Here is a 15,231-nt window from a genome sequence, read left to right as displayed (position 1 = left end):
CACGAACATGGCACACGATTCACAAAAAAAACTGTTTATTTCCGATGTGACCTTGCGCGACGGCAGCCACGCCGTGCGTCACCAGTACAGCGTGCAGAACGCCATCGACATTGCCCGTGCCCTGGACCAGGCCAAGGTGGACTCGATTGAAGTGGCCCACGGTGACGGGCTGTGCGGCTCCAGCTTCAACTACGGCTTTGGGGCGCACTCTGATCTGGAGTGGATCGAGGCGGTGGCCTCGGTCGTGCAGCACGCCAAGATTGCCACCTTGCTACTGCCGGGCATTGGCACCATTCATGATCTGAAAGCCGCCTACGACGCCGGCGCACGCATCGTACGCGTTGCCACGCATTGTACGGAAGCGGACGTCAGCAAGCAGTACATCGAATACGCCCGCTCGCTGGGCATGGATGCCGCCGGCTTTTTGATGATGAGCCACATGACCAGTCCGCAGCATCTGGCCGAACAGGCCAAGCTGATGGAAAGCTACGGGGCAACCTGCTGCTATGTGGTCGACTCGGGCGGTGCCCTGAACATGAACGATGTGCGCGAACGCTTCCGGGCCTTCAAGGATGTACTCAAGCCTGAAACCCAGACCGGCATTCACGCCCACCACAACCTGTCCCTGGGCGTGGCCAACAGCATTGTGGCCGTTGAAGAAGGCTGCGACCGCATTGATGCCAGCCTAGCAGGCATGGGCGCCGGTGCTGGCAATGCACCGCTGGAAGTCTTTATTGCGGCTGCCGAGCGCATGGGCTGGAACCATGGCACCGATCTGTACACCCTGATGGATGCCGCCGACGACATTGTGCGGCCCCTGCAGGATCGCCCGGTCCGTGTAGACCGTGAAACCCTGGCCCTGGGTTACGCCGGTGTCTACAGCAGCTTCTTGCGCCACAGCGAAGCCGCAGCCAACAAGTACGGGCTGAAAGTCGTGGACATTCTGGTCGAACTGGGCAAACGCCGCATGGTGGGCGGACAGGAAGACATGATTGTGGACGTGGCCCTGGATTTGCTGCAGCGCCAAGGCGCCACAGCCTGATTCCGAGACTCTAAAAAAAAGTTCTACCCCCGCTCAGCGCTGCCTTGCCACGCGGTGAGCGGGTTTCTGCACCCTGAATTCGGGGCGGGCAGGGGGCAGAAGCAACAAGAAAAACGTCCCGGTCAACCGAGGAGACATAGCAATGACACATACTCAAGGCCGCAGACATGCGGTCATCACCGTGGCGATCTGCTTTCTGATCGCCGTTATCGAAGGCATGGACATCCAGGCCGCTGGTATTGCCGTGAAAGGCGTAGCAGCAGAGTTTGGTCTGGATAAAACCTACCAAGGTTATTTTCTAAGTGCGGGCATTCTGGGGCTACTGCCCGGCTCCCTGATGGGCGGACGCTGGGCCGATAAATACGGTCGCAAGGCCGTGCTGATTGCCTCGGTCGCCATCTTTGCCCTGTTTACCCTGTTCACTGCCTGGGTCAATAGCCTGGCCATTCTGTTGATGGTGCGCTTTCTGGCTGGAGCCGGTCTGGGCGCGGCCATGCCCAATCTGATTACGCTGGCTGCCGAATCCGTCAAACCAGAACACCGTGCCCGTGCAGTGGGCATGATGTATGCCGGCATGCCTGTTGGGGCCGCCATTCTGTCACTGGTCGCCGCCTCCAACTTTGGTGAAAACTGGAAAAACATCTTCTATCTGGGCGGCCTGCTCCCCCTGCTGGTTATTCCTGTCATGGTATGGTTCCTGCCCGAATCACGCGAGTTCCTGCAGGCTCGACAAAGCCCTGCTGTCGTTCAAGGGCGCTTCCAGGATCTGTTCAGCAATGGTCTGGCCACCCGCACCCTGCTCTTGTGGGTCAGCTATTTTTTCACGCTGATGGTGGTCTACCTGATGCTGAGCTGGCTTCCTTCCCTGTTCCAGGAGCTGGGCTTTAGCCGCAAGCAAGGCAGCACAGCCCAATTCTGGTTCATGGTCAGCGCAACCGTGGGCACCGTCTTGTTAGGGTATCTGACCGACCGCTGGCACAAAACCCTGGTTATTGCACTGATGTACGGCGGTATTCTGGCTGGTTTGTTAAGCCTGAACGCCGCATCCGGCCTGACGCAGATGTATTGGGCTGCCGCACTGACGGGTGCGTTTGTGATTGGTTGCCAGGGCGTCTTGTATGCCTTTGGCGGTATTGTCTACCCTACTTCCGTACGTGCCACTGGCGTCGGCACCGCTGCAGCCGTTGGCCGTATCGGCGCAACGCTGGGTCCAACCCTTGCAGGCATGTTGCTTAGCCAGGGGTATGGAGCCGCTGGCGTCATCAGCTCGGCAATTCCCTGCATTATTGTTTCGGCCTTGTGCATGCTGCTGGTAGTCCGTCAGATCAGTCAGGAGCAGGCAAGAGCATCCGGCAGCCCCGCCCTGCCAGCCGCTGGAAAAGCTTGAGAACAGAGCCAATTGCAGCTTGGAATCCAGCTGCAACCTGGATACCAACCCTCCTGGAGTCAGCCCTTGCATCAAGGGCTGCGTTCTACCTGGAAGACGCACCCCACACATACGTAGTTCCCCAAGCTTGAATTCGTCTTCAAGCTTGGGGGCTGCTCGGGGGGAGTGCTCCCTTTTTCAGCGATTTCCGTCTGTGCAATCCACCTGGCCTCACTGGTGGCAATCCCCGACAAGAATGAAAACAAGAATAAAGAATGGCGGGATACAATGGCCGGCTGCTATTTGGCAGCCGAGATTTTTATAGCCAGGCTTGGCGCTGCAGCAGAAAACAACAAGGTGCCTGGCCCTGCACGGAAACACGGATGATGGACACAGTAATTCTTCTTCTGGTCGCCGCAATAGCCCTGCACTTTGTGCGGGCACGGTATCAACGCGGACGCATTATCTTGCTGGGTCGCCACTTGAGCAGCTTCCAGCTGGAACGCCATATGGAAACGCTGACGGAAGGCTATACCCGCGCGATTGGCGAGCAGGACCCCTCACGCCAACTGCAGGTGTTGGAGATGTTTGCCCAGACCGAAAACGCGGTAGCCACCCAGATTCAATCTCTGGCTGACCTTCTGCAAAAAGAACCAGCAGAAAACACCCGAGTAGGCATGCTGCCCTTTTGCGTGCCCTATGCCGAACGCATCATCCCCTCCATGACGCGCGACTTCCGCCAGCTATTGCAGATTCATGCTGCCGGGCTGCGTCATATGGTGGACAACCCCGAACAGCTGGACCCAAAAAGCCGGGCCTTTCATCTGTCCGCCGAGCTATACCTGTTTCAACACAGCTGCCACTGGTTCTGCAAATCCCGAACAGTGGCAGATGCACGCCTGCTGGCACGCCATAAGGTGACACATCAAAAGGTGCTGGAGTCCGTGTCCACCCAAACCCGCAATGCCTATTTACGCTGGCAGGCACCCGCCACCAGCAAATAAAAAAAGCGGAGCCCCTTGGCTCCGCTTTTTTCTTCCTGCGTATCAGGGATACACAATCACAAAAGTTGCAGCCGCTTCCAAAGGCCCCGGTCTGACATCTGATTCGGTTTTATTGGGCAGCCGTACATACTGAGCGGTAAAACCGGTAGACAGTACAGCACCATCCGTCAGAGCCGGCCCTACAGAAGGCGCATAACGCGACGGCACCCAGGAGCCTGAAGGCGCAGGACCAAAAGGCAGGGGGTCAGATTCACCGCGATGAAACAAACGTATCCCGACTGCCGGATTGCTTGAGAGCAAATAATTTTTATTCGTTGCACTATCCCTGGTGTCGGTGAAATAGATATTCAGTTTGGTGTCTTTGGTACAACCCGTTCCCTCAATCAAGAAATGGGCTTGCCCTGACGCACCTGAAGAGCGACTTGCACCTGCAGGCACAATCTGACCGGGATCAACGGGTCCCAGAACCACATTTTGAGTCAAGGTACTGGTCGAGAACTTACAGCTAGGCAAGGCAGGTTTGGGCAACTCAGGCACTTGCACGGTGCCGGTCAAAGCCGCCATGGGGTCCACGAACCCATTAATACAAAGCTGTGCATTAGCCGTGCCCTTTTGATTGGCTGTCATAACAAGGACTTTATTGGCTTCAGTAAAGGTCAGTTTGCCGCCTTTATATACCTTGTCATCAATAACCACCAGTTCAAAACTGTAGAACTGGGCCAGCGTGTAACTGGCCGTTGTTCGCGCTCGTAGCACAGAAATCCACGGGCTACTGGAAATAATCGTTCCCTGCGGAGCACTTGGTCCGATTGGCGTCAAAGAGACAGTGGAGGCGTACCCCGCCCAGCGAACGACCAAACCCAACCCTGGCATCCCGCTCAAGGGAACTGCTTGATAAGCGTTATCCACTATCTGCCCGCTTGCATAGACATCCACTGTTTCGCCGTGGGCAATGGGCATGTAGTACTCAGCATAGGCAGACGTACGCCCTACAATATCGCCATTTTTAAAGACGGTGCCGCTAGGGGCCATGCTCCAGCTTGAGCGTGCCGTCAGGTCTCGGGACCTGAAACAGCTCGTTGACTGAGCCTGGACCTGGCCCATCCCGACAAGCAAGGCAATGGGCAGCATCAATGCTTTAGCCCACACGAATCGCTGGCGGGAAAACTCCTGTTTCCTGAATATACGGTTCCACATATCACGCATCTCATTCATCAAAATTCGTTTCCAACCCCTATCGGGGCCAATTAATGATGAAATTTTAAAAGCGCAGTCTATTCAATTATTTAAGATTATTCCTAGAGTTATTTTTCCGCTCTTAATTGATACTCAAACCCAATCAAGCTTAATCGTCAAGAATTGCAAACCAAGCAAACAAGCCACTTGACAGAACAAAACAATTAAAAAAAACATTCTCAATTAATAGGACTGCATTTTAAGAATAGTCCTAAATCTTTTCCCCGATTGATTTCCTAAACTTCAATTGTGCCCAAACAGAGCACACTCCTGGGAACCTTAGAGCGCCCCAAGGCGTACAACAAGGTTGCTTCGTTTGTCCAACAATCGGAAGTCAAATCAATCATGAAAAAGATCCTTTTCGGCCTCACTATCCTTTCCGCTTTTGCTGCTGCCGGTGCTCAAGCCGAATCCACTATCGGTGCCCGCGGCAACATCAACTTTGTAGGCAGCATCAACGCTGACAGTTGCACCGTGCGTTCTCCTGGTGCTTCCAGCTCCGGTGCCAACATGCTGGTCGATATGGGCCCTGTGTCGGCCAAGACTCTGGGTACGGAAGCGACGCCCGCTACCTCCGCAGGCGGCATCACCTCGATCTCCAAGAACATCGATATGCAGATCGAATGTGCCACCGGCACCAAAGTTGAGCTGAAGCTGGCTCCTACCGCGACCTCCGGCAAGGGTATTGCTGTCACTGGCGGCGCCCAGAACGTGCAGATCATGCTGGTCAGCGACCAAACCATTCTGGACTTCACCAGCGGCACCGCCAAGCTGGAAGCTCCTTACGCTGACGGCGCCATCAACATTCCTCTGACCGCCTACTACACCCGCAAGGCCGGTGCTGAAGTTGCTGATGTTGTCGGTGGCCAAGCCAACGCGACCGTTGCCTACGAGCTGTCTTACGAATAAGACTGCCTGAACCTCTGGCGAAGGGTGATCCCTTTCGCCAGAACCAACCCCTCAAGGAGAATGAACCATGTCCATCTTAACTTTCAAGAAACTGGCTTTGGGATGTCTGGCCCTGAGCGCTGCGCTATTGAGCAACCAGGCTCAGGCATCCATCTCCTTGAGCGGTACCCGCCTGATCCTGCCCGAGAAGCAGCAAGAAGCGTCCATTGTGGTTCGCAACGACAATTCGCCCATCCTGGTTCAGTCCTGGCTGGAAACGAATACCGATCACGATCAAGCAGAACTCCCCTTTGCCATTACCCCTGCACTGGTCAAAGTTGCCCCTAACGGCCAGCAAGTGATGCGTGTGCTCTATGCCGGTGGTGATCAGGGCCTGCCTCGTGACCGCGAAACCGTGCTCTGGCTGAACATCCAGGAAATCCCGCAACAAAGTCCCGGAGACAATCAGCTGCAGATAGCCATTCGCCAACGCATCAAATTATTTTTCCGTCCTGACGGCTTGCCCGGTTCGGCCGCCCAGGCCCCTGTCGATTTGCAGTGGTCCGTGGTCAACGCTCAGGGCGCACCTATGCTGGAGATCCACAACCCCAGCGCTTACCACGTGTCCATGTCCACCCTGCGCAATGCCAAGGGCCAGGAAATGGAAGACCCCGGCATGATTGCCCCTGGCCAGACCCGCCGCGTGCCCTTGGGTCGCTCCGCCGCACAAGACACCTTGCAGTTTCGTGCGATCAGCGACTACGGCAGCGCCGATCCCTATGAAGTTCGCCTGAACGGCCAAAGCAAAGTTCAGGCCCGCGCCTTGAGCTCGGACACTCCGTAAGCCGGCGGCACGACCCGCCGCCCACTCCCCGCTTCTCACGTCTGACCCTTTCGGCTACTGGCACCCGGCCAGTAGCAGGAGCCCTTGCACGTCTTCAAATCGTCAATCACGCCCCCTGGGTGCAGAGTCATGTTCACAAAAAACCATCTGTTCTGCCATCGCGTTCATCCCATCAGCCGCCAGCCACTGGCCGCGTTGCGGATTGCCTTGCTGCCCTGCATGGTATTTGCAGCTTGTGCTGCCCAGGCTCAGACGACCTCCTCCGTTACCGTGCCCGCTCCCGAAGAAAACAAGACAGAGCCCGTACAAGTTGCTGCTCTGGATAGCGGTGACTCCATGGCATTTAACATGGCCTTCCTGCAAGGCAACGCCTCCACCGCCGACTTGCGCACCCTGCTCTCAAGCAGCAACGTCGCTGAAGGCGTACAGCGCGTGGACCTGTACGTGAACCAGCAGCGTACCGGACGACGCGACATCACCTTCAAACGCAACCCGCGTACGGACGAAAACGAACCCTGCTTTGACCAGGAGATGCTCGAGCAGATCGGGATTGATCTGAGCAAATTGCCCGCTCCCGTGTCGGCCAAGTCCACCTGCTTGCGTCTGCCCGAAATTGTGCCTGACGCCACCGTGGTCTACGAAAGTGCCCAATTGCGTCTGCTGCTGAGTATCCCGCAGATCTACCTGAGCCCCAGCAAACGCGGTTATGTTGATCCCTCTTTGTGGGACGAAGGCCAGACAGCTGCCTTTGTGAACTACGGTGTCAATGTGCGCCGCGATCAAAGCAAAGGCATGTCCGCCACCAACCACCTGAGTGCAGACCTGCGCCTGGGTGTGAACATCGGCCCCTGGCGCATACGCAACAACTCCTACTACACCTCGGGCACCAATCGTTCCAGCTCCTTTACCAGCCAGAACACTTACGCCCAGCGCGATATCGTGTCCCTGAAAAGCCAGTTGCTGGCCGGGCAGACGTATACCCGCTCGCCCCTGTTTGACAGTGTGCGCTTTATGGGTGTGCAGATGCTCTCGGACGAGGCCATGCGCCCCGACAGCGAGCAGGGCTACGCGCCGGTTATCCGTGGCACGGCCGAAAGCAATGCCACGGTGGAAGTACGCCAGAACGGCTATGTGATCTACACCACCAACGTCGCCCCCGGTCCTTTCGCCATCAGTGACCTGGCGCCCTCGGGCTCGAACGGTGATCTGGAAATCACCATTATCGAAGCCGATGGTTCGCGTCGCATCTTGCGCCAGGCATTCTCTGCACCGCCCTTGATGGTGCGTGAAGGCCGCCTGAGCTATGACATCGCCGCCGGTCAACTGCGCCTGAACGACGAAATGCAGGAGCGTCCCCACTTTGTCAGCGGCTCCATGCTGTATGGCGTCAGCGCCAACACCACCCTGGCCGCCGGGGTGCAGGTCTCCAAAGACTTCAATGCCTATTCCCTGGGGGTCGGCATGAACACCCAGTTGGGTGCGGTCTCGCTGGATGCGACCCGCTCCACCAGTCGTGTCCAGGGCCAGCAATCCCAGGGCACCAGCATGAACCTGCGTTACAACAAGTTCATCGAGGCTACTGGCTCGAACGTGTCCATCAATATGCGTCACGACTTGAGCCGTGGCTATCGCACCCTGTCCGATCACGTCACCGCCACAGAAGCACCAGCGCACCTGCGCCTGTACGGTCAACGTGACTCGCGCCAGCGCATCGATGCCAATATCAGCCAACCTGTAGGCGGTGGCAATCTGTACCTGAGCGCTTCCTACAACAAGAACTGGGAGAACAACTCCTCCAATAGTTTGTCAGTGGGCTACAGCAACCATATCGGCAAGGTGAACTACAACCTGTCGTACACCCGTACCCGTAACCTGCAGTCTTCCTTTGGTCCTTCGCGCTCGCACGACAACGCAGTCATGCTGACTCTGAGCATTCCTCTGGGCAGCGGACCAAATGCGCCACAAAGCTTCACCACGGTCAGCCACGACAATAGTGGCAATGCTGTCCAGGCCGGTGCCAGCGGCCTGCTGCCTACCGAGCGCGAGATCAGTTACGCCGTCGCTGGTGGCCGCAGTGCTGCCGGTGAAAGCAGTGCCTCGGTCAACGTGGGAACAGCAAGCTCTTTTGCCCGTATGAATGCCGGCTACTCCTATGGCAATCAACACAGCTCCGGCAACTTCTCGGCCAATGGTTCGATTGTGGCGCATAGCGGCGGGGTGAACCTGGGTCAGGCTCTGGGCGAGACCATCATGCTGGCCAAAGTAGAGCCGCCTGTAGCCGGGGTAGGCGTATCCAGCCACGCAGGTGTCAAGACCGGCTCGAACGGCTACGCCATCATCCCCAATGCCACCCCCTACCGCAGCAACCACGTCAGCCTGGATACACGCAACGCCCCGCGGAATGCCGAATTCGACAACGCCGTGCAGCAAATCGTCCCTACCCGCGGTGCGGTTGCCCTGGCTACTTTCAAGGCCGAAGTCGGTTACCGCGTACAGTTTGAATTGCGCGATGAGCAAGGTGCAGCGTTGCCCTTTGGCGCCATGGTGCGGGATGCCGCCGGCCAGCAACTGGGCATGACCGACCCGCGTGGCCGTATCCTGACCATGGTCTCCCCTGAACAAATGCGCGGCTATCTGGATATCAGCCGTAATGGTCAGCTGTGTCGCGCCCGCTACGAGCTGGCCGAACAAGCCGAAAGCCTGAACTATCAATTGCTTCGCCTGAACTGTGTCAAGCGTGAACCTGATCCCATGCTGCCCGGCGATCTGGCCAAACAAGGCGCAAGCCAGGACGGAACAGTATGAGGCCCGTTCAGCTAAGAGGCAGCCCCATGCGAGAGAACCTGCCCTGCATGCAGGTTCCTCGCTTTCCCAGCGTCTTGCTGGGTGCCTTGTCCTTAATCCTTATCCTGTGTGCCTCCTTGGGCACCGGGGCATATCTGTATGCATCGGCTACGCACCTGATTTCCGAGTACCGTCGGCAACTGAACAGTGCTGCCGACCACGCCCAATTATTTTTTGACCAGCGTGAAGTCCTGCTGCGCGCCGTGGCCGCAGCAGCGGTTTCTCCCGACACCGTGCAGCTCTCGTCCAATAGACAAAACCTGGAAACGCTCGACACCCCGAATAATGGCTCAGCCGATCACTACGTCTTTTTACTGACGCGCCGCCATTGGAATGCCATCCATCGCACAGGCACCTTGCGATACAGCGAGCTGGATCCTGCCCGAGACTACCGTCTGGAGCGCGACGGCCAGCGCCGGTTCTGGGAACCACAGGTGGATGCGCTAGCCACACGCCTGAACACCATCAATAAACAGCCTCACGCCCGGCAAGTTCCCGTGCTCTGGCTACACCAGGACAATGACTCTTTCTCGCAGTTGGTGGCTTACACCCCGATAGACAGAGAAAACCGTCAGGGAGCCTGGTTGGGTCTTGAACTGAACAATATCGACCGCGCCCTGACCTTGACGCCACCACCACCTGGCACGGAATACATTTTGTTCGATATACGCGGGCAAGCTGTTTTGTACAGCAGCTCCCCGCCTGATGCGTCCGAGTTGCGCTGGGTTCAGCAGGACTACTTTGGTTTTGACGGCAAAGGCTGGCCCAAACATATCATCCTGAGCAAATCCATTGGGACGGGCGGCCTGCGCGTACTCTACGCCCTGCCCACCAAACAGCTATTGCACGACGGCCGCAATGCCTTGATCACGGCCTTGCTGACCCTCACCGTCTTTACCACCGTTGTTCTGGTCGGCGCTTGCCTGATACGGAGGCGCTTGTTGCTGCCTGCGCGCCAGCAGCAACAAAGCCTGGTCGATAGCGTGTCCTTGAATCGCAAGCTGGTTGCCATGGCTCCTGTCGGCCTGGCCCTGGTCGACGCCCAAGGTGAAGTGGTTTTTCAAGAAAACCTGCAGGCACGCACCTGGATGCAAGGTGATGATCAATGGCGTACACGCTTACCCGGTGAGCATGAGCCCAGCACATGCACCGACGTTACCCTGAAGGATGGGCGCAGTGTACGTGTCCATGCCATCAGCTTGCATTACCGCGGACAGCCCGCGGCTCTGTGCTCCATTATTGACGTCACCGCTGAGAAAGCCGAAGAGGCTGCCCTGCGCCACTCCCGCCAACTGGCCGAGAACGCCAATATCGCCAAAACTCAATTCCTGACCACCATGAGTCATGAAATCCGCACGCCCCTGTACGGAATTCTAGGGACGCTGGAGCTCCTGTCTCTATCCGAAAAGCAGCAACACCCTTCGCCCTATCTGGACACCTTGCGCCGCTCGGCCGAAACACTGTTCCGGGTAGTGGGTGAATCGCTGGACCTGTCTCGTATTGAAGCGGGGCACGTCACTCTGGAACCGCGCGAATTCTGTGCGCAGGAGCAGGTGGATGAAACTATTGCAGCGTTTGCTGCAACCGCACAAAACAAGGGCTTGCTACTGTATTCCATCACCCCAGTCAGGGCCCTGGTTCCCACTATTGGTGATCCCCTGAAGATTCGCCAGATTCTGAGCAACCTGATCAGCAATGCCATCAAGTTCACCACTTCTGGCCATGTGGTGCTGCGTCTGCATACTGAACCCCAGCCGGGCAACCGCCTGTCACTGCGCTTTCAGATTACGGACTCCGGACAGGGCATCAGTGCAGAGGTTCTGCCCAAACTGTTCCTGCCCTATTTCAGCCTTAACGAAGGTGGTGCCAACAAGCAGCCTGGCACGGGTCTGGGCTTGCCCATTTGTCAGCGCCTGGCCAGCCTGATGGGCGGCTCTCTGTCCGTGGTCAGTGAACCGGGCCTGGGCACCAGTATCACGTTCGAAGTTATTCTGCCTGTGGCCTCCCCGCCCGGCACAGCTCCGGCTCCCGAGTCCAAATTAGCATTCCGCCCCGTCTATGTGACTGGAGACATCCCGGAAATCGTCTCCAACGTCAGCAAATGGCTCCGTCATTGGGGTGCCTATGCCCTGCCCTACACCGGGCAAGTCGCCAAACCGGGGGCTGTGCTGGTGCATAGCTGGCCGTCTTTTGCCACCAGTACACCTGAGTGGACAGGCCGCCAGGTCATGGTTCAACCCAATACCCAGACCCAAACCCCTCAAGCCGATAATCCTGACTGCTTCTACACTGCCTCGACCGCCATGGAACACATCATGCAAGCGGTGCAGCAGGCTCAAGCGCTCGATTGCGCGCCTCAGCCGACCAAAGAGACATTAAAACCCTCCGTACGCCCCCAACGTGTACTGGTCGTGGACGACAACCCGGTTAACCGGCAAATTCTTCAGGAGCAATTAACTTTGCTGGGCTGCACGACTCATCTGGAAGCCAGCGGCGAAGCCGCCTTGACACTGGCAAACAAAAATCAATTTGATATTGTGTTTACAGACCTGTTCATGCCCGGCATGGACGGCTACTCTCTGGCCCGCGCCTTGCGTTCGGAAGGCTACCAGGGACGCATTATTGGCATTACCGCCAATGCCATTTTGGATAAAGACAAAGAATGGTCAGCCGCAGGCATGGATGCCCTGCTGATCAAACCTCTGCCCATGGCCGCCTTGCGCGATAGCCTGCAGCCTCCGACCCTCTAAACCAGCCCGACCAGCCACAAATGCTACGTCGCTACCGCGGCGCAGGGCGGTATGATACGGCAGGAATTGCCCAAATCGGCGACCTCACGGAGAACCATGGCCAACTCACCTTTTAATCGTATGACGCGGCGCTCGCGTGGACACACGCGACTATTGCTTAGCGTTATTCCTGTCTCCTTCGTTTTGCTGGGCGCTCTGGTCGTAGGCGGCCAGCATTTTTTCAGCCAGGAGCGCCATCGTCTGAAATCCGATTTCGCCGTGACGGTGGCCTATATCCACGAACAGGAACGATTTTTAGCGCAGCTCAAGGCAGATGCCGCCAAACTGCAAGCCGGGCCGGAGCCAGAACCTCCACCGGTAGAAAGCGGCCGTTCCGTGAGTATCTGGCGGCCAACAGCCAGCGTCTCGTTTTCCATGATTTGCGAGCAGCACTGCCGCGCCCCCAAAGAGGCCTACGGAACCTTGGGGGCCGATCTGGCCGACAGCTTTGCGTCCTTTTGGGCCAGATCCTATTTTCCGTCCGGCTACCTGTTCCTGTTCCATCCCGACATGGAGGACAGCCTGAGCATTCCGGAGCTGGAATCCTCCCGCACAGATACGGTCCTGCCTATTGCGTCGCACAAAGAAGCACGCGACCACGTCCAGCCCTGGAGCACGCCTTTACCCAGTCCACAAGCAGTGAAGTGGGTTTCCCTGCCCGACCACCCCTTGCATATGCTGGGCATCATCCCGGTTGCCTTGCCCGGACTGCCCGTACCTGGTGCAGACCCGGCCCGATTCCAGGCCATGAGTCTGTTTGACAAAGGCAGGCTGCGGGAATTTTTCAATCAGTCCGAAGCGCCTGTCGGGTATCGATTCTGGCTGCACCATACCCAGCAAGGTTTGCTGATCGGTAAAAACGACTCCCCTGATTTGCAGCACGATGGTTTTAGCATCAGCTGGCGGGGCCTGGCCTTTCAAATGAGCGATCCCTCCGGCACCTGGACAGGGCGCTACCTGATCAGCCCCAGTCAGTTGCTGGACAGCACATGGGTGCCCCTGGGCACGGTCGTGTTTTTATTGCTGAGTTTGCTGGGCGGCATGGCTTATGCCCGCTGGTACGGGCGCCGTGTGGTGGAGCCAGCACGTCAGGCCCAACGTGCACTGCTGGAAAGCCGGGACTTCAACCGCAGCATCATTGATACCTCGCCGGTAGCTCTGTGCGTGATCAGCAAAGAAAAGCGGCAGATTATTTTTGGCAATGCCCAGGCACTGGAATGGCTGGGGCTGGATGCGGGGGATGTATTACCTGAACAGGCACCGCTAGCCTTGGCCCTGAACACCTTGCAGCAACAGGGAGCGCAGGCCACCGAAGGCAAAGTAGATTTAGCAGATGGACGCAGCCTGCATTTGGCCTGCGCACCCAGCCGCTACCATGAGCAGGACGTTCTGCTGTGTGTGTTGATGGACCTGACGGCACAAGAAGAAATCCAGCGTGAACTGGAACGCGCGCGCGCGGCCGCCGATGAAGCCAGTACGGCCAAGTCCGCTTTCCTGGCCACGATGAGTCATGAGATTCGCACGCCTCTGTACGGCGTTTTGGGCTCCCTGGAGTTGCTGTCCATGACCGAATTAAATAGCCAGCAGCATCAACAGGTAGACCGAATTCAAGGTGCCTCGCGCCAGTTGTTGCAGATCATCAGTGACATTCTGGATATCAGCCGGATTGAAGCGGGCCAGACCCATGTGCAGTCGGTGCCCCTGGACCCGATTGCTTTGGTCCAGGATTGCACCGCCACCTATACCGCCATGGCTCAGCAAAAAAACCTGCTGCTGTTTTGCCATATAGACCCGGATGTCCCGTCCTGCGTCCTGGGCGATCCTCTGCACATACGTCAGATTCTGAGCAATCTGATCAGCAATGCCGTCAAGTTCACCCAGGCAGGTCACATTATTGTGCGACTGCGTCTTGAGCAGATTGCCCAAGGAAAAGCCCAATTAATGTTTCAGGTGGCTGATAGTGGCGTGGGCATTGAGCACGAACGACAGGACAAGCTGTTTACCCCCTTTTATGTCGCCCATGCGGGCGAGCACACCATACGAGGAGCAGGCTTGGGCCTGTCCATCTGTGCCCGTCTGGCCGAACTGATGGACAGTCAGATTCAGTTAACCAGTGAACCAGGACTGGGCAGCAGTTTCTCCTTTACGCTGAATCTGGACATAGAGCCCAAAGAGGCCCAAACCCGCCCTGCCCCGAACCTGCATGGCATGAAGCTGCATGTGCGAACACCCCATGCCGAATTGTCCGAGTCGATCTGCAATTGGCTCATCCGCTGGAATGCCCAGGCACAAGCCCTGCTGCCCAGCGACTCTCTGACAGGCCAGGCCGAAGAGATCTTGCTGGATGTGATGATGCCCGGCAGCCAGCCGGTACCTCATTGGCTCGGCCCCTACCTCAGTGTCTCGGCACGCGATGGCAGTAGTACCTTGCCCGAGGCGGATGGCACCAGTCCCGAAAGCATCGCTCGTTCCCTGGAGCGCTGGCGGGCACAACAACATGCCACGCCGGCACAAATCCTGGAGTCCACGCCACCCGCCAAAACAGCGATCAAGCCCCCCAGCCGCCCAGGCCTGCATGTGCTGGTCGCTGAAGACAACCCGCTCAATCAGGCGACCTTGCGGGAACAGCTGGAGCGTTTGGGATATCAGGTAACCCTGGCTCAAGATGGCGAAGAGGCCTTGAGTCTGTGGGATGACAACAACCATGATTTGCTACTGACAGACGTCAATATGCCCAATATGACGGGCTACGAGCTGGCACGTCATCTGCGTGCACAAGGCATGAATGCACCCATCATTGGCATTACCGCCAACGCCATGCGCGACGAAGCCCAGCGCTGTACGCAAAGCGGCATGAACGCATGCCTGGTCAAGCCCATGAATCTGGCCACCCTGAGCAGTCTGCTGGAATCGTTAGCTACCTCACCTGTGCCCAAACGCTATCGGGATATTTTCCGCAGCACCATGAGCAAGGATTTACAGACTCTGGAACAAGCCCTGCAAGAGCAAAACGCGGCGCAAAGCCAGGCCGTCCTGCATCGCATGGCTGGAGCTCTGGTGGTAATGGGTCTGCATGAAATCGCGGACAGAGTGAAAGAACTGGAACAGAATTTCAGGCAAAATACTCAACAAACTAAAACACAAGTTCATACAGCCGCTGCCGTGTGCCAGGCACTACGCGAGCTGATTGAACAAGTCTAGCAAAACAGGCAAGGAAA

Annotated in this window: 9 protein-coding genes; 8 read left to right on the top strand and 1 reads right to left on the bottom strand. The window is 57.3% G+C overall.

The window, feature by feature from the left end; genetic code table 11:
- The first annotated feature begins 7 nt into the window (after nt 1–7).
- The 3 genes from dmpG to ACFPDR_RS04465 all read left to right on the top strand — a co-directional run bounded on the left by dmpG (nt 8) and on the right by ACFPDR_RS04465 (nt 3,412).
- Entirely contained in the window at nt 8–1,042 is a 1,035-nt protein-coding gene (gene dmpG, locus ACFPDR_RS04475; RefSeq protein WP_115634055.1) for a 4-hydroxy-2-oxovalerate aldolase, read from the top strand.
- 142 nt (nt 1,043–1,184) lie between these two features.
- Nucleotides 1,185–2,429, top strand: a complete 1,245-nt coding sequence (gene mhpT / locus ACFPDR_RS04470) for a 3-(3-hydroxy-phenyl)propionate transporter MhpT (protein ID WP_009459273.1) — start codon at nt 1,185–1,187, stop codon at nt 2,427–2,429.
- Between the two features lie 362 nt (nt 2,430–2,791).
- Entirely contained in the window at nt 2,792–3,412 is a 621-nt protein-coding gene (locus ACFPDR_RS04465; RefSeq protein ID WP_371476359.1) for a hypothetical protein, read from the top strand.
- A 42-nt stretch (nt 3,413–3,454) separates the two neighbouring features.
- Here ACFPDR_RS04465 and ACFPDR_RS04460 read toward each other — a convergent pair whose 3' ends face one another.
- Complete coding sequence (locus ACFPDR_RS04460; RefSeq protein WP_081055412.1) at nt 3,455–4,627, bottom strand: fimbrial protein; 1,173 nt, start codon at nt 4,625–4,627, stop codon at nt 3,455–3,457.
- A 366-nt stretch (nt 4,628–4,993) separates the two neighbouring features.
- Between ACFPDR_RS04460 and ACFPDR_RS04455 the strand changes: the two genes are divergently transcribed.
- From ACFPDR_RS04455 to ACFPDR_RS04435, 5 genes are all read left to right on the top strand, one after another.
- On the top strand, nt 4,994–5,557 hold the full coding sequence (locus ACFPDR_RS04455; RefSeq protein ID WP_009459276.1) for a fimbrial protein: 564 nt from the start codon (nt 4,994–4,996) through the stop codon (nt 5,555–5,557).
- Nucleotides 5,558–5,624: 67 nt separating this feature from the next.
- Complete coding sequence (locus tag ACFPDR_RS04450) at nt 5,625–6,380, top strand: molecular chaperone (protein WP_376910663.1); 756 nt, start codon at nt 5,625–5,627, stop codon at nt 6,378–6,380.
- Nucleotides 6,381–6,509: 129 nt separating this feature from the next.
- A complete protein-coding gene (locus ACFPDR_RS04445) occupies nt 6,510–9,185 on the top strand; it encodes a fimbria/pilus outer membrane usher protein (RefSeq protein ID WP_376910661.1) in 2,676 nt (891 codons plus the stop codon).
- 26 nt (nt 9,186–9,211) lie between these two features.
- Nucleotides 9,212–11,974, top strand: coding sequence for an ATP-binding protein (locus ACFPDR_RS04440; RefSeq protein ID WP_376910659.1), 2,763 nt, complete (start codon nt 9,212–9,214; stop codon nt 11,972–11,974).
- A gap of 96 nt (nt 11,975–12,070) precedes the next feature.
- A complete protein-coding gene (locus ACFPDR_RS04435) occupies nt 12,071–15,214 on the top strand; it encodes a hybrid sensor histidine kinase/response regulator (protein ID WP_376910657.1) in 3,144 nt (1,047 codons plus the stop codon).
- Nucleotides 15,215–15,231 lie beyond the last annotated feature (17 nt).

The organism is Alcaligenes sp. GCM10023179 (genome assembly GCF_042653705.1).
GTDB lineage: Bacteria > Pseudomonadota > Gammaproteobacteria > Burkholderiales > Burkholderiaceae_B > Alcaligenes > Alcaligenes phenolicus.
The sequence above is the reverse complement of the archived record's forward strand: the minus strand, read 5'-3'. Positions and strand labels throughout refer to the sequence as shown.